The sequence below is a fragment of the Acinetobacter sp. NIPH 2100 genome (assembly GCF_000369805.1).
Classification (GTDB): domain Bacteria; phylum Pseudomonadota; class Gammaproteobacteria; order Pseudomonadales; family Moraxellaceae; genus Acinetobacter.
In genome coordinates, this window is sequence record NZ_KB850224.1 from 718,039 (window position 1) to 732,896 (window position 14,858).

Below are 14,858 nucleotides of genomic sequence, written 5' to 3' on the forward strand. Positions count from 1 at the left end.
TACTTTTTTATCCGCCGTTTTTTATTTTTTGAGGCTTGCCTCAATACATAATCTCGCGGTGATATGCTCCTTCGTAGAGGGCATCACTCCTTAAGGATTTTATTATGCCAATCATTACTTTACCAAATGGTGATCAGAAACAGTTTGATCATCCGATTTCTGTGATGGAACTTGCTCAGAGCATTGGTCCAGGTCTTGCAAAAAATACTGTTGCGGGCCGTATCAATGATCGCTTGGTGGATGCTTGTGATTTAATCACAGAAGATGCAACAGTTCAGATTATTACCCCTAAAGATGAAGAAGGTTTAGAAATCATTCGTCACTCATGTGCGCACTTGGTAGGACATGCCGTTAAGCAATTGTTCCCAGAAGCGAAAATGGTGATCGGTCCTGTGATCGAAGAAGGTTTCTACTATGACATCTGGATGCCACGTCCATTTACTTTGGATGATATGGCTGCGGTTGAAGAGCGCATGAAAAAGCTCATCGACCAAGACTATGACGTCATTAAAAAGATGACTCCACGTGAAGATGTGATCGCTGAATTCACAGCACGCGGTGAAGAATACAAGTTACGCTTGATTGCAGACATGCCGAATGAAACTCAAATGGGCTTGTACTACCATCAAGACTATTTGGATATGTGTCGTGGTCCGCACGTACCCAACACTAAATTCTTAAAATCATTCAAACTCACTAAAATCTCTGGTGCTTACTGGCGTGGTGATGCGAAGAATGAACAGCTACAACGTATTTATGGTACAGCTTGGGCTGATAAAAAACAGTTAGCTGCTTATATTAAGCGTATCGAAGAAGCTGAAAAGCGTGACCATCGTAAAATTGGTAAAGCATTAGACTTGTTCCATATGCAAGAAGAAGCACCAGGTATGGTGTTCTGGCATCCGAATGGTTGGACTATTTACCAAGTGCTTGAACAGTACATGCGTAAAGTTCAGCAAGACAATGGTTACCAAGAAATCAAGACACCACAAATCGTAGACTTTACGCTTTGGGAAAAGTCTGGGCATGCGGCCAACTACGCTGAGAACATGTTTACGACCCATTCTGAAAGTCGTAACTATGCAGTCAAGCCAATGAACTGCCCATGTCACGTACAGGTCTTTAACCAAGGTTTAAAATCTTACCGTGATTTACCAATTCGCCTCGCTGAGTTTGGTTCTTGTCATCGTAATGAACCATCAGGTTCTTTACACGGGATTATGCGTGTTCGTGGCTTTACTCAAGATGATGCACATATCTTCTGTACCAAAGAACAAATTGGTAAAGAAGTTGCCGACTTTATTAAACTGACTTTAGATGTGTATAAAGATTTTGGCTTTGAAGAAGTGCAAATGAAATTGTCTACACGCCCAGAAAAACGTGTGGGTGACGATGCACTTTGGGACTTGGCTGAAAAATCTTTAGCAGATGCTTTAGATGATGCTGGCTTGGCTTGGGACCTGCAACCAGGTGAAGGCGCATTCTATGGTCCGAAAATTGAATTCTCATTGAAAGACTGCTTAGGCCGTGTATGGCAATGCGGTACAATCCAGTGTGACTTCAACTTACCAATTCGTTTAGATGCATCTTATGTCACTGAAGACAATGATCGTGATCAGCCAGTCATGCTTCATCGTGCAATTCTTGGCAGTTTCGAGCGTTTTATTGGTATACTAATTGAACACTATGCGGGCTTCATGCCACCATGGCTTACACCAATCCAAGCTTGTGTCATGAATATTACTGATTCACAAGCGGAAGCAAGTGAGCAAGTGGTCGCAAAACTCAAAGAAAATGGTCTTCGTGCTATTTCTGACTTGAGAAATGAAAAGATCGGATTTAAGATTCGTGAGCGTACCCTAGAGCGTATTCCTTACCTTCTTGTTCTCGGTGATCGAGAAGTTGAAGAAGGTACAGTCAATGTGCGTACTCGCTCAGGAAAAAATTTAGGTACTATGTCAGTAGATGCATTTATTGACTTAGTGAAATCTGCCGTTGCCGAACGTGGCCGGTATATCGTGGAGTAATAAAGATTAAACAGCCTGACCGTAACCAACAACAAGGTGCTAAAAGTAACCGTCCTGCAATTAACGAAGAGATCCGTGCGAAAGAAGTACGCCTCGTCGCTGCAGATGGAGAACAAAAAGGTGTCGTTTCATTAACTGAAGCGTTGCGTGCTGCTGAAGAAGCTCATCTTGACTTGGTTGAGATCGTTGCGAATGCAGAACCACCTGTTTGTAAAATCATGGACTACAACAAGCACTTATTTGACTTAAAGCAAAAGCAAAAAGATGCGAAGAAAAAACAGCATCAAGTGCAAGTGAAAGAAATCAAATTACGTCCTGCAACGGATGTAGGTGATTACCAAATTAAATTGCGTGCAATTTTGCGTTTCCTTGAAGAAGGAAACAAGGTGAAAATCACTTTACGATTCCGTGGTCGTGAGATGGCGCATCAACAGCTTGGGTTGGCTCAATTGCAAAAAATTGAAGCAGACGTTGCTGAATTTGGCGTGATTGAACAAGCGCCTAAGATGGAAGGTCGTCAAATGGGCATGTTAATTGGTCCGAAAAAGAAAAAGTAATTTTTCTTATAAAAAAAGCACCGCACTCAGCGGTGCTTTTTTTATGTTTAAATACTTATAATCAAATCAGAGTTAAGTGGGTTAAAAATTTCTAAGCGCCGTCACAACAGATGAAAACCAGATCTGATAGGGTAGATAGATAATGACACTATTTCAAAATAGGAAAAATACATGTCTACAGTAATAGGTACTCAAGAACTCTCTGAAATCAATCAAAAAGTTGTACAAGAAGGTGAAGTGCTTCCACAAGTTAAACTGAAAGATGGCAGCCGCGTACAAACGGGTACTGTCGTGACCATGCTGCATAATATTAATTTATATAACGCAGGCGTTCGGGGTACGGTTGAAGAGGAATTGATCCTCGCTGTGCCAACCTTATTTAAAGTGGGTATGTTTGATTTGTTCTCTGTGGGAGAGTGGATCAATGGCAGTAATGCGGGGCGTAAATTTGTTGGAGAGAAAGCTAAGGAGTTCTTGGATAATCAAGCTTAAATCTTTGCAACATTGTCTTTGAAAACACCGCTTTATTGTTTCTTTTCGTGCTTGTCTACTGATCAATAAGTAGGAAATGTGCTATAACGCAACAACAGTCAAGATAACGATGAATAGGATAATATAAATGATTGACTTATATTATTGGGGCACACCCAATGGCCATAAAATAACAATCGCCTTAGAAGAAATGGGGCTTGAGTATCAGATTTTCCCCATCAATATTTTGGAAAATGATCAGTTCCAACCCGATTTTTTAAAAATCTCTCCAAATAATAAAATTCCAGCGATTGTTGATCAAAATGGCCCACGTGGTGAACCGATTTCAGTATTTGAGTCAGGTGCGATCTTACAATACTTAGGCCGAAAAACAGGTTTGTTCTATCCAAGCGATGAGCAAGAAAGAGTTGAGGTTGAACAATGGTTGATGTGGCAAATGGGTGGTTTTGGTCCAATGCTTGGACAAAATCACCATTTTAATAAGTTTGCCGCTGAACGTATTCCCTATGCGATTGATCGTTATGTGAATGAAACCAAGCGTTTGTATGGTGTTTTAAATAAACAGTTGATTGGTCAGAAGTTTGTCGCAGGTGAATATTCAATTGCGGATATGGCGATCTTACCTTGGGCATTGCGTTATGAATGGCAGGGCATTCAGCTTGAAGACTATCCTTATGTGAAAGATTACATCGAACGCTTAACCGCTCGTCCTGCGATACAAAAAGCCTTGTCCATAAAAGTTGGATGAATCAGGACATTGGAAGGTACAGCTATTTAAAGCATTGGGCAATTGCGATGGGTTTGTTGTTGCTTACAGCAAGCCTTTGCGCTCAGCTGCAAAAGCTCTATTCAGAGAGTCATTTAGCGATCTTGGTTTTTGCTTTTATTACTATTTTAGGGATTTTATTTTCTACACTCTTTGCTTGGCTGCAGGTGGAAACCAAAAATTCATATTGTAGTAGCTGGTTTTTTACTGGCTTTTTAAGTTTATCATTGGTGTTATGTAGCTATCTTGATCATAGGGTGTCGATTGACTTAGCCACCGTTACAGATGTAAACATCCAACTTAGTTTGTATCAAAGAGTTGTAACGTCAGACCTTACATTTTGGATAGCGTTTGTTTTTCCATTCATTTTTTCAGTTATGTATTTTTCTATTCGATCCAAGGTCGCGAAAACGAAGAAATAATCTGTGCTAAAACCATTCTTTTAGCCGTGTAAGCATGACTATTTTATAATTGTGTAATTTTTCATCTTGTCTTGCTGCGATCAAGATAGGATGATTTAAGTTCATCAAAGATAAAGCATCATGCAATCCAAAACTTCTACACGCTATTTAACCAAGCTTGGTTTTGAAGGCGATTTCTCTCCAACCTTGGCTAATTTAAAAAGCTTGTTAAGCCTTCATGTGCAAACCATTCCTTTTGGTAATTTTTCCTCTTTTTTAGGGGATGAGGTTTCATTAGAGCAAGATCAACTTGTCCAAAAATTATTGATTGAAAATCGTGAAGCTTACTGTTTAGAACACAGTACCTTCACCAGAATTGTCCTAACAGAACTGGGGTATGAGGCGTATAACGTACTTGGTCGGGTGTACTATCAAAGCACACCGACAACATCTCCAGTTCGTACGCACTTAGTGACCTTGGTCCGTATTGAGCAGCAATTATTTTTATACGATCCTGGCTTTGGAGGCATGACTCCAACCACGATTGTGTCTCTGAATAATATTGGTGAGACACAGTCGACTCCATTGGAAGATTTTAGATTCGTTGATGTGGCACAGTGTGATTTAGATAGCGCGGCGCTGACAGAAATGAAATATATGCTGCAAGCTTGTATTCATGATGAATGGGTAAATATCTATGCGATTAACCCCGAACAGCAGATTGCAACGGCTGATGCCTTGATTGCCAATTGGTATATTTCAACATCGCCCGAATCATTATTTACCCAGTATTTAATGTTATCTACTGCCAATGCAGAAATGCGAATTACCTTAAAAGATCGAGTACTCCGAACGCACGGCAAGGGGCGATCTGATAAACAGGTTTTATCTAGCTTTGATGATTTTGAACATACGATTAAAGCTGTTTTTCGGATTGATATTTCGCAACAAAAGCTTAAAGCGGTTTGGGCAAAATTGGCCTTGAATCCATAAGGTTCACACGATATTGTCTGCTCTGGATGGTATATTGTCCCGTTTTGAGTGAATCCTTGAATTAATGTCTTATTTTTTATTATTTCTCTCGGCCTTTGGTGCTGCGACCTTATTACCGTTACAGTCTGAAGCGGTATTAATGACGCTGTTGATACAAGGGCTTTCCAATCCTTTTTACCTGATCATTGTTGCGACGGTAGGTAATGTATTGGGCTCCTGTGTGAATTGGTGGCTAGGATTAAAAATTGAACACTTTAAAAATAAAAAGTGGTTTCCTGTTTCAGCTCAGCGGTTAGAACAGGCACAACAGATTTATCATAAATATGGTTTCTATTCGTTGTTGCTCAGTTGGACCCCCGTGATTGGTGATCCGATCACATTGATTGCAGGGTTGATGAAGGAGAACTTTTGGCGATTCTTATTGATTGTCACCATCGCCAAAGCTGGTCGCTATTTAACGTTGTATGCTTTATATCTTGGTCTCTTTTAATGAGAAAGGGAAAGATGCTTTTCTTTCCCTTTTATTTAGTGATCTGAACCCTTGGTAATATCAACTTTGAATAAGTCATTGGTTTTAAACCAGCAATAACTCACTACGGCAAGTGTCATACAACCGCCAAGAATAGTTGCAGTGATTGTGCCGAGGTATTTGGCAGCGAGACCTGACTCAAAAGCGCCGAGTTCATTGCTCGACGAAACGAACATACCGTTGACCGCTGCAACACGACCTCGCATATTTTCTGGCGGGAAAATCTGTAATACGGTTTGGCGAACGACCACGGAAATACTATCGCAGGCACCAGTCATCGCGAGTGCGAATAGAGATAGCCACATATGGTTTGAGAAAGCAAAGAGGATAGTGAAGAGACCAAAGCCAGCAACGGCCAATAACATATTCCGCCAAGCATGTTGCATCGGTGGGAATTTGGTGAGCGCAATCATGGTAATGAGGGCACCAATGGATGGCGCAGCACGTAAATAGCCAAGGCCTTCAGGACCGACTTTTAAAATTTCTTCGGCAAAAATTGGCAATAACGCAATCACACCACCAAAGAGTACCGAGACCAGATCGAGCGAAATCGCCCATAAAACGATTTTAGTTTTCCAGATAAAGCGGAAACCATCGGTCAGGCTTTGTAGTGCATTCTCCGTTTCCATTTTCGGGAAAGTACGTTTCTGCAAACGTGTAATTAATAGAAAGCAGGTGGCCAATAAAGCCGTAACCGCAAATAAGCTGGTTTCACGTCCCAGAAAAGCCAACATAAAACCACCGAGCATTGGGCCAATGATCACACCACTTTGCCAGCCAATTGTGGTCCATGTTGCACCGTTAGCATAAAGTTCACGTGGAATCAGAAAGGGTTTGAGTGAGGTTGCAGATGGATTATAGAAGCCTCGGATGGTACCTAAAGCAAAAATGACGGCATAGATGCCCCAAGAAAGGGTGCTAATTCCAATTTTTTCTAAGCCATGTAAATGAAACAGCGCCCACAGAATTAACGGTAAAGGAATCGAAAAGAATAAGCAGATTTTCATGATGGTCTGCTTATTCAGTTTATCTGCGAAATAACCGCCCCATAACGAAAGTGTGATAAATGGGATGGCTTCTGCCAAGCCAATGAAACCTAAGGTGAGGGGGTCGCGGGTGATTTGATAGAGTGAATAGGCAACGATAATTTCCTGAATCAAAATTGCCAGTGTTAAGCAGAATTGATTGATTGTAACGATAGAGAAATCCCGATACCGCAATGCAGCAAATGCATCATGTTGTATAGTCATATTCTTTTGAATTTAAGAGCTTGTACTTATTATAGGTGTTAATTTTATGGATGTTTCTCGTAATTTGAGAATTGGTTATAGAAAATAACGTTTATATAAAATAGATGATTTACTGTCAAAAAATGAGCATTTTACTTTTGTTTTAGCTTGCTATGCTTTAGAATACTGGCTCCCTTACCTGCAGGTCGTTTTTGCAATGGTGCAAACGTTCCGAACAGGTGTTCAAAAGAGGTTGTTATGCCTAAGATGAAAACTCGCCGTGGTGCAGCTAAACGCTTCAAAGCGACTGCAAACGGTTTTAAGCGCAAACAAGCGTTCAAGCGCCACATTTTGACCAAAAAATCTGCTAAGCGTATCCGTCAATTGCGCGGCTGTGTAATGGTTCACGTAAGTGACGTTGCATCAGTTCGTCGTATGTGCCCATACATCTAAGGAGATTATAAATGGCTCGTGTAAAACGTGGTGTAGTGGCTCATCGTCGTCACAAAAAAATTCTTGCTCGCGCTAAAGGTTACTATGGTGCTCGTTCACGCGTTTATCGCGTAGCGTTCCAAGCGGTAATCAAAGCTGGTCAATACGCTTACCGTGACCGCCGTCAGAAGAAACGTCAATTCCGTGCTTTATGGATTGCGCGTATCAATGCTGGTGCTCGTCTTAACGGTTTGTCTTACAGCCGTATGATCGATGGCTTGAAAAAAGCTCAAGTGATCATCGACCGTCGCGTATTAGCTGACATCGCTATGCATGATGCAGTTGCATTTGCTGCTTTAGCTGAAAAAGCTAAAGGCGCATTAGCTGCATAAGCTTAGAGATTCAAAGAAGGCCGCTTTTTAGCGGTCTTTTTTATTTTTCCCTATTACTAGGGACAGGAGTTTACTACGGTCGTGAGTGGTTGATAGAAGCTTAGTAAGCTAGGGATGCTGCTGGTTGGTGGTTTCTTTGTCAGCCAAGTTTTTAAGTACTTTATATATTGCATAAAACAGTGCAAGAATCAGGATAAAAAGATTGCCCCAATGAACTGCAAAATAAGCTAAGGTCCATAAAGCACAATAACACCATAACATTGACCATAAAAATTTCACGATACCTAACCAACGAAAGTGTGGTTGATGTTCAATAGGTGTGATCGTTTCATGTTCGGCTAGTGGGGCTGTAATAGGGGAGAAATCGGCTGAGTTTTGGGTTTTCGGAGTGAATTTAAAAGAAGTGTGTTGTTCTTGATGATGACTAATATTGGAAGTTTGATATTGGTTGGCAGCATATTTTAGGATCAGTGCATGGAATTCCTCGAGTATATTGCGTGCGGTATCAAATTCTAGTTTTTCATTTTCAGACATCTGCCAGTAATCACCATTATCATTTTTAATATGAGATTCATTATCAAACTGACTTTTTAAACGAGCAGCGTTGAGCATTAGAATACTGGCATAATTTCTTTTGAGGTTATAAGGTAATACTGGAAACTGTTCTTCTATTTGATACATATCACCTTCATAACAATTATTATCAGTCAATGGAATAGGGTGGTTTCCAAAGCGTTGGGCTACAGCAAAAGAATAAATTTTTTCTTGGTATTCATTAAAAAAGCTTTGCCAAGAGATAGGTTTCAAATCTTCATCAATAATGGAAATAGCAGCGGTCGGAAGATCGATCAATATATAGTTTTCAACACTGTCGTGGTAATTGTTATAGTTTGAGTACAATGGGTATCCATCGTTATCATTACTTTGCCAGTATGGTTTTTCTTCACAATGTACAAGAACTTTCAACTGTTGTTGAGAAAAATGGCAGACAATGCAAAAGTCACCTTCAACTTGAGAGAGATTGAAAAGTTTGGATTCGCCCAAAAAATCTGAGAGTATTGATGCTGAATGCAAACTGATTTTTTCTAAACCCTGTAATTTTAGATAACTTAAAAAATGTGAAGCAGAGCCAGCCAGTAAATTACCTTGTTCAATATTTCGTAAGATGGGGAAGTGCGTGAAGAGTAGCGGGTGTCGGTCTAAAAGCTCAGAATCTACGCCTCCAGTTAAAAATTCATTTCCATAACTGACTAATGCTATTTGACGGTATATTCTTGGTAAATGGAGATACACTCTTCTGCCTATTATAATCGTTTTTGAACAAGAGATAGATTGATTAAAAAATTATGAGAAAACAATACCATTTTCGCAATATTGCACAAGATATCTATATCTGGGATGTTCATCGTTTGGTGGAGCTGACAAAATTGTGTATTGCCAAGAAAGTTCAACTGGTTGATATTCAAGAACTCAACGAAGCCTATTGGTTTCCAGATCAATATCCGACCACACAGCAAATCATTGAACATTTTCAATTGGTTGAAGCTGCTGATCTGAGTTATCCGATTATTCTGTGTGCTGAAGGTCGAGTCATGGATGGTATGCACCGTGTTGCTAAAGCAAGCTTACTTAAGCAAACTGAGATTCTAGCGGTACAATTTGAGCAAACCCCTGAACCTGATTTTATTAATGTTGATGAAGATGACTTGGACTATGATGAGTAAATCAAAGCTATGATTTATTTCAAGATTACATAACCTGAACATGTTTGATTAGACATTTGGACTTGAATCTTTTTACAGTAAAGGAAACAAGAGAAAGGTAAAAAATATGTTGGTGAATGTAGAAGGTCTGGAACAAGGCGCGATTGAAATAGAACTCAGTATTTTACCGAGAAAGGGTGAGACCATTCGAATTTTTTATGGACCAGATGCTGAAGTTGAGGGCTTAATTGAAAATGTCCATCACGTCATTAATCAGCATGATGGTGGACATAAGGTGTTTTTAAAAATCAAACCCACTTTTTAAGTAATGGAAAAATAAAAAAACCTAGATTTTGAAATCTAGGTTTTTTTATGACGGGTATTGTTAGAGGCCAAAATAGTAAGCAACGAGACAAATAATCACGGTCAGGATAATCAATTTAATGACGCTCGACGCTCCAACTTTATGATGTTGCGTTTTATCAAGTTGATGCTGTGGAACTTCCATGGTCCGGTCAATGATTTCAGGTTCATCGGCAGTGAGTTGAGCGGTTTGATAATGATTGGCCGTTTTCACAATCAGCTTGGCAAATAAATCATCGGTTTTTTGCGAAAAATTACGTAGATTAATTTGCTCTTCAGGGCTAATCAGTTCACCCGTGGCATTGTAAGGATGTAGTCTTTGTTGTTCCAAGTATTCAGTTAATGCCTGAGTACGATGCAATAAGTTGTGGGCACAATCTGCTGGATAGTCTGTTGGAATTAATGCCAGCTGTTGTTCTGATATTACTGTTGGATCAACCTCATACCCATAAAATGGAAAGTCTTGTTGTTCTGGTTCTGAAAAATACTCTGCATATTTGCTGTCGAACAGTTCGCGTTCCAAGAAGGATGCAACATCATTCCAGTTCAGCTTTTGGAGGTCTGCATTAATTTTCTTGCTGATTTTATCATTCAGCTCGTAGCGCCAAACTGTTTCTTCTCGTAATGTACTTTGCTGGGAAACTGGGGCTTCAAATTCTTTATCGCTGTTGTACCATTCAGGCAGTTCATGCCCACAGATCCAAGCTGTTTTTTTGTTGGCTTGGTGGCTGACAATGAAATGAGTGAAGGGCAGTAACTCAACATTGGCATTGGGATTTTGTTCATCACTGAGTAAGCTTGATAAATGTAAGCTGAGTTTGTTAACCCCTTGTTTTTTTAGGCCTTCAAGCCAAACTTGAAAGTGCTGGGCCAAGAGGTGCTGAGAAAGCAAATCTCTAAAAATCAGGCTTTTTTGATTGAAAATTGGGTGTTCTACCCAGCGGCTAAAATGAAGTCCTCCTGCAAGGAATTCATTGCCATAGGTGACAAGTGTAAGCTGTTGTTTCCAAATCTGATCAAGCGCCATCGTTATTCTTTCTCATTGACGATATGGTTATCTTATCTATTTTATTTAATTATTGATCATTTTTTTCAAAAATTTAAATCATCTATTTTATCACCCTGTGGTTTTATCTTTACATTGACACTGAAAAAGTCGCTTATTTAAACCGTGGTTTATCTTCATAAAATAGGTAAAAAGCTGATAAACTATAGCGTTTTATTATATTTCTATATTTTGTTGCTTTGAGAGTTACTATGTCACTGGAAGCCCTGACCACTGAAGCGCTTGCTGCCATTGCAGCGGCTCAAGACCTTGCTGCACTCGATCAAGTTCGTGTGCAATTTACAGGGAAAAAAAGCCAGCTTGCAGAGCAGTCGAAAGCACTTGGAAAAATGGATCCTGAAGAGCGGAAAGTACAAGGTGCTGCGATCCATGCTGTTCGTGAAGCAATCAATAGCGCTTTGACTGAGCGTCAACAGACATTACAACAAGCTGAACTTGCAAAGAAATTAGCAAGTGAAACAATCGATATTACTTTACCTGGCCGCGGTCAGCGCATGGGAAGTATTCATCCTGTGACTCAGGTGCAAGAGCGTATCTGCCAGTTCTTTACCAAAGCTGGTTTCCAAATTGCGTATGGCCCTGAGGTTGAAGATGATTATCACAACTTTGAAGCCTTAAATATTCCAGGGCATCATCCAGCCCGTGCGATGCATGATACTTTTTATTTTGATGCCACTCATTTACTTCGTACCCATACATCGGGTGTACAAATTCGGACCATGGAAACCAGCCAGCCACCAATTCGCATTGTGTGTCCAGGTCGTGTTTATCGTTGTGACTCAGACCAAACGCATTCACCAATGTTCCATCAAATCGAAGGTTTGTACGTTGCGGAAAACACCAGCTTTGCTGAGTTAAAAGGTTTATTGATTAACCTGTTAAATGAATTCTTTGAAAAAGATTTAAAAGTACGTTTCCGCCCTTCTTATTTCCCATTTACTGAGCCAAGCGCTGAAGTAGATATTATGGATGAGCGCGGTCGTTGGTTAGAAGTTTTAGGTTGTGGCATGGTACATCCAAATGTACTGCGTGCGGCAGGGATTGATCCTGATAAATACAAAGGCTTTGCTTTTGGTTTAGGGGTAGAGCGTTTTGCAATGTTGCGTTATGGCATCAATGATTTACGTATGTTCTACCAAAATGATCTGCGTTTTTTACGCCAGTTTGCCTAAACATTTTCTCAGGATTAAATAAGGTTTATACAAATGAAAATTAGTGAAAATTGGTTACGCACCTGGGTGAACCCAGCAATTGATAGCGAAGCTCTTTCTGATCAATTGACCATGTTGGGCTTGGAAGTTGATGAATTAGCACCTGTAGCAAAACCATTTACAGGCGTTGTCGTGGGTGAGGTTCTAACCGTTGAACAACATCCAGATGCAGATCGTTTACGCGTAACGACGATTAATATTGGTTCTGGTGAGCCATTACAAATTGTATGTGGCGCGCCAAATGTTCGTGTTGGCATGAAAGCACCCGTTGCAACCATTGGTGCGGTACTGCCAGGCGATTTCAAAATTAAAAAAGGCAAACTGCGTGGTGTGGAATCACAAGGGATGCTGTGTGGTGCTTCTGAAATTGATTTAGAAGACAAAATTGATGGTTTGTTGGAATTACCTGCTGATGCACCAGTGGGTGTGAATATCCGTGACTATTTAAAACTTGATGACAATGTAATTGACATCAGTATTACGCCAAACCGTGGTGACTGTTTCAGTATCCGTGGAATTGCACGTGAAATCGCAGTGATCAATCAGTTAAAGATGAATGAGCCTGAGATTCAGTCTGTGCCTGCAACAATCACAGATGAAAAAGCAGTGACGATCAGCACAGAAGGTACACCACGTTATTTAGGTCGTATCATCAAAAATGTGAATGTCAAAGCTGCTACACCTGAGTGGATGGAACAAGCGTTGGCACGTTCAGGTATTCGTACGCATAGTATTTTGGTGGATATTACCAACTATGTGTTGCTTGAACTCGGTCAACCTATGCATGCCTTTGACTTGGCAAAAATTGAAGGTTCAATTCAAGTTCGTCAAGCCAAAGCACAAGAAAAACTGACTTTATTGAATGATCAAGACGTTGAGCTGCAAGATGACATGATGGTCATTGCGGATGATCAGAAAGTTCTCGCTATTGCAGGTATTATGGGTGGCTTGGATTCATCGGTTACGGATGATACTCAAGACATTTTCCTTGAAAGTGCATTCTTTGCGCCTTTAGCCATTGCTGGTCGTGCGCGTCGTTTTGGTTTACATACTGATTCATCTCAACGTTATGAACGTGGTGTAGATTTTGAATTGCCAATGATCGCAATGCATCGTGCTTCTGAATTGATTCAAGCTTTTGCTGGTGGTGAGTTTGGTCCAGTAACCGTTGCTGAGCAAGTGGCTTTGTTGCCAAAACGTGAAGCGATTGAACTAAAGCAAGCACAAGTTGACCAGTTACTCGGTTATCAAGTGGCCGGTGATTTTATTGCCGATGCTTTGACGCGTTTGGGCTGTGTTGTTGAAACCAAAGCACAAGGTGAGTGGCGTGTTGTCCCGCCTTCGCACCGTTATGATATGGCAATTTATCAAGACTTAATTGAAGAAGTTGCTCGTATTGATGGTTATGACAATATTCAAATCAGTTTGCCAAAAATTGATGCAAAATTAGAGAAATATCAAGATCGTTTTGAAATTGCACAATTACGTCAAACCGTTGCAACATTAGGCTATCAAGAAGCGATCAGCTTTAGTTTTGCTGATGCAAAACTTGAGAAGCAGTTGAATCCAAATGTACAGCCGTTGATGTTGGCGAACCCAATTTCAAGTGACTTGGCTGCAATGCGTAGTACTTTGCTGTCAAGTTTGATTCCATGTGTACAGTACAACTTAAATCGCCAACAGCATCGTGTTCGTTTCTTTGAATTGGGTCTACGTTTTGATTATCAGAATGCACAAAGTATTCATGATCTCAAACAGATTCCAACTTTGGCATTGATTGCGGTAGGCTCACGTACACCAGAGTCGTGGCATGCAAAACCACAAGTCATGGATTTCTTTGATTTTAAAGGTGAGGTTGAGGAAATTTTAGCAGCTGGACGTATCAGTGTTGAATTTGCGCGTACTGAACGTGCATGGCTACATCCAGGCCAATCTGCAGAGATTTTAGTCAATGGACAATCGATTGGTTATTTGGGACGCTTACATCCATCTTTGCAGAATGAGCTTGATTTAGACACAACTTGGGTTGCAGAGCTGGATCAACAAGCAGTTTTGCAATCTTATGTATCTAATTTTACAGAATTATCACGTTTTCCATCGGTTAGACGTGATATTGCGCTTTTAATCTCTGATAATATTGAGGTAAGAGATATTCAGCGGTTAATTGAGCAAACTGGTGGAGAGTTACTCGACTCGACATGGTTGTTCGATGTGTATACGGGCCAAGGGGTTGAACAAGGCAAACGCTCTTTAGCTTTTGCAGTGCTATGGCAACATCCAACTCGTACGCTTGAAGATGCTGAAATTAAATCTGGTATGGATAACATTATTCAAGTGTTGGAAGACACTTACCAAGCGACATTGAGGGCCTCATGACAGCATTAACTAAAGCAGATATGGCGGACCATTTAAGTGAGCTTACTAGCTTAAATCGCCGCGAAGCAAAACAAATGGTCGAGTTATTTTTTGACGAAATTAGCCAAGCATTAATTGCGGGTGAACAAGTCAAACTTTCTGGCTTCGGTAATTTCGAGTTACGTGATAAACGTGAACGTCCAGGACGTAATCCAAAGACAGGCGAAGAAATTCCGATTTCTGCTCGTCGAGTGGTGACGTTCCGAGCGGGACAGAAATTTAGACAACGTGTTGGGAATGAGCAGATCGATTGATCTGCTTTTTTTATGCTTTTTATTTTAC

General features: G+C 40.4%; 17 protein-coding genes. 14 read left to right on the plus strand and 3 right to left on the minus strand.

Going from position 1 to position 14,858, the window contains the following annotated elements; all coding sequences use genetic code 11:
- The first annotated feature begins 104 nt into the window (after positions 1-104).
- From thrS to F887_RS14580, 7 genes are all read left to right on the plus strand, one after another.
- Entirely contained in the window at positions 105-2,027 is a 1,923-nt protein-coding gene (gene thrS, locus F887_RS14610) for a threonine--tRNA ligase (protein WP_005210576.1), read from the plus strand.
- 5 nt (positions 2,028-2,032) lie between these two features.
- The gene (gene infC, locus F887_RS14605; protein WP_081401483.1) at positions 2,033-2,584 is read left to right on the plus strand and encodes a translation initiation factor IF-3; all 552 of its coding nucleotides are present in this window, start codon (positions 2,033-2,035) and stop codon (positions 2,582-2,584) included.
- Positions 2,585-2,755: 171 nt separating this feature from the next.
- On the plus strand, positions 2,756-3,076 hold the full coding sequence (locus tag F887_RS14600) for a DUF7709 family protein (protein WP_005291825.1): 321 nt from the start codon (positions 2,756-2,758) through the stop codon (positions 3,074-3,076).
- A gap of 127 nt (positions 3,077-3,203) precedes the next feature.
- Positions 3,204-3,824, plus strand: coding sequence for a glutathione S-transferase N-terminal domain-containing protein (locus F887_RS14595; protein ID WP_005291828.1), 621 nt, complete (start codon positions 3,204-3,206; stop codon positions 3,822-3,824).
- Complete coding sequence (locus F887_RS18730) at positions 3,821-4,264, plus strand: hypothetical protein (RefSeq protein ID WP_005291829.1); 444 nt, start codon at positions 3,821-3,823, stop codon at positions 4,262-4,264. Before F887_RS14595 ends, F887_RS18730 begins: the two co-directional genes overlap by 4 nt.
- A 120-nt stretch (positions 4,265-4,384) precedes the next feature.
- The gene (locus F887_RS14585; protein WP_005291831.1) at positions 4,385-5,236 is read left to right on the plus strand and encodes an arylamine N-acetyltransferase family protein; all 852 of its coding nucleotides are present in this window, start codon (positions 4,385-4,387) and stop codon (positions 5,234-5,236) included.
- Positions 5,237-5,300: 64 nt separating this feature from the next.
- Positions 5,301-5,726, plus strand: coding sequence for a YqaA family protein (locus F887_RS14580; protein WP_005291833.1), 426 nt, complete (start codon positions 5,301-5,303; stop codon positions 5,724-5,726).
- Between the two features lie 35 nt (positions 5,727-5,761).
- Here the strand turns inward: F887_RS14580 and F887_RS14575 are convergent, their stop codons facing one another.
- Positions 5,762-7,015 (minus strand): MFS transporter, encoded by a 1,254-nt coding sequence (locus F887_RS14575; protein WP_005291836.1) that lies wholly within the window; start codon positions 7,013-7,015, stop codon positions 5,762-5,764.
- 237 nt (positions 7,016-7,252) lie between these two features.
- Here F887_RS14575 and rpmI point away from each other — a divergent pair, with 237 nt between their 5' ends.
- Complete coding sequence (gene rpmI, locus F887_RS14570; RefSeq protein ID WP_004278281.1) at positions 7,253-7,447, plus strand: 50S ribosomal protein L35; 195 nt, start codon at positions 7,253-7,255, stop codon at positions 7,445-7,447.
- A gap of 11 nt (positions 7,448-7,458) precedes the next feature.
- Positions 7,459-7,818, plus strand: coding sequence for a 50S ribosomal protein L20 (rplT, locus tag F887_RS14565; RefSeq protein WP_004664213.1), 360 nt, complete (start codon positions 7,459-7,461; stop codon positions 7,816-7,818).
- Positions 7,819-7,926: 108 nt separating this feature from the next.
- Here the strand turns inward: rplT and F887_RS14560 are convergent, their stop codons facing one another.
- The gene (locus F887_RS14560; RefSeq protein WP_005291838.1) at positions 7,927-9,111 is read right to left on the minus strand and encodes a hypothetical protein; all 1,185 of its coding nucleotides are present in this window, start codon (positions 9,109-9,111) and stop codon (positions 7,927-7,929) included.
- 53 nt (positions 9,112-9,164) lie between these two features.
- Here F887_RS14560 and F887_RS14555 point away from each other — a divergent pair, with 53 nt between their 5' ends.
- Together F887_RS14555 and F887_RS14550 are read left to right on the plus strand one after the other, a co-directional pair.
- The gene (locus tag F887_RS14555; RefSeq protein ID WP_005291840.1) at positions 9,165-9,542 is read left to right on the plus strand and encodes a hypothetical protein; all 378 of its coding nucleotides are present in this window, start codon (positions 9,165-9,167) and stop codon (positions 9,540-9,542) included.
- A gap of 106 nt (positions 9,543-9,648) precedes the next feature.
- Positions 9,649-9,846 carry a hypothetical protein gene (locus F887_RS14550; protein WP_005291841.1) on the plus strand — a complete coding sequence of 66 codons (198 nt, stop codon included), beginning with the start codon at positions 9,649-9,651 and terminating at the stop codon, positions 9,844-9,846.
- 60 nt (positions 9,847-9,906) lie between these two features.
- On the opposite strand, the gene F887_RS14545 is transcribed toward F887_RS14550, so the two are convergent.
- Positions 9,907-10,911, minus strand: a complete 1,005-nt coding sequence (locus F887_RS14545; RefSeq protein ID WP_005291844.1) for a hypothetical protein — start codon at positions 10,909-10,911, stop codon at positions 9,907-9,909.
- 230 nt (positions 10,912-11,141) lie between these two features.
- Here F887_RS14545 and pheS point away from each other — a divergent pair, with 230 nt between their 5' ends.
- The 3 genes from pheS to F887_RS14530 are packed head-to-tail and all read left to right on the plus strand — an operon-like array spanning position 11,142 to position 14,830.
- Positions 11,142-12,122: a phenylalanine--tRNA ligase subunit alpha gene (pheS, locus tag F887_RS14540; RefSeq protein ID WP_005291846.1), complete on the plus strand. Its 981-nt coding sequence runs from the start codon at positions 11,142-11,144 to the stop codon at positions 12,120-12,122.
- Positions 12,123-12,155: 33 nt separating this feature from the next.
- Entirely contained in the window at positions 12,156-14,537 is a 2,382-nt protein-coding gene (pheT, locus tag F887_RS14535; protein ID WP_005291848.1) for a phenylalanine--tRNA ligase subunit beta, read from the plus strand.
- Complete coding sequence (locus F887_RS14530) at positions 14,534-14,830, plus strand: integration host factor subunit alpha (RefSeq protein WP_000126166.1); 297 nt, start codon at positions 14,534-14,536, stop codon at positions 14,828-14,830. The genes pheT and F887_RS14530 overlap by 4 nt, the downstream gene beginning before the upstream one ends.
- Positions 14,831-14,858 lie beyond the last annotated feature (28 nt).

Excerpts from the sequence above, each read along its gene's own strand:
- thrS (WP_005210576.1), top strand. The coding sequence starts at position 105 with ATGCCAATCATTACTTTACCAAATGGTGATCAGAAACAGTTTGATCAT.
- F887_RS14600 (WP_005291825.1), top strand. The coding sequence starts at position 2,756 with ATGTCTACAGTAATAGGTACTCAAGAACTCTCTGAAATCAATCAAAAA.
- F887_RS14595 (WP_005291828.1), top strand. The coding sequence starts at position 3,204 with ATGATTGACTTATATTATTGGGGCACACCCAATGGCCATAAAATAACA.
- F887_RS18730 (WP_005291829.1), top strand. The coding sequence starts at position 3,821 with ATGAATCAGGACATTGGAAGGTACAGCTATTTAAAGCATTGGGCAATT.
- F887_RS14585 (WP_005291831.1), top strand. The coding sequence starts at position 4,385 with ATGCAATCCAAAACTTCTACACGCTATTTAACCAAGCTTGGTTTTGAA.
- F887_RS14580 (WP_005291833.1), top strand. The coding sequence starts at position 5,301 with ATGTCTTATTTTTTATTATTTCTCTCGGCCTTTGGTGCTGCGACCTTA.
- F887_RS14575 (WP_005291836.1), bottom strand. The coding sequence starts at position 7,015 with ATGACTATACAACATGATGCATTTGCTGCATTGCGGTATCGGGATTTC.
- rpmI (WP_004278281.1), top strand. The coding sequence starts at position 7,253 with ATGCCTAAGATGAAAACTCGCCGTGGTGCAGCTAAACGCTTCAAAGCG.
- rplT (WP_004664213.1), top strand. The coding sequence starts at position 7,459 with ATGGCTCGTGTAAAACGTGGTGTAGTGGCTCATCGTCGTCACAAAAAA.
- F887_RS14555 (WP_005291840.1), top strand. The coding sequence starts at position 9,165 with ATGAGAAAACAATACCATTTTCGCAATATTGCACAAGATATCTATATC.
- F887_RS14550 (WP_005291841.1), top strand. The coding sequence starts at position 9,649 with ATGTTGGTGAATGTAGAAGGTCTGGAACAAGGCGCGATTGAAATAGAA.
- F887_RS14545 (WP_005291844.1), bottom strand. The coding sequence starts at position 10,911 with ATGGCGCTTGATCAGATTTGGAAACAACAGCTTACACTTGTCACCTAT.
- pheS (WP_005291846.1), top strand. The coding sequence starts at position 11,142 with ATGTCACTGGAAGCCCTGACCACTGAAGCGCTTGCTGCCATTGCAGCG.
- pheT (WP_005291848.1), top strand. The coding sequence starts at position 12,156 with ATGAAAATTAGTGAAAATTGGTTACGCACCTGGGTGAACCCAGCAATT.
- F887_RS14530 (WP_000126166.1), top strand. The coding sequence starts at position 14,534 with ATGACAGCATTAACTAAAGCAGATATGGCGGACCATTTAAGTGAGCTT.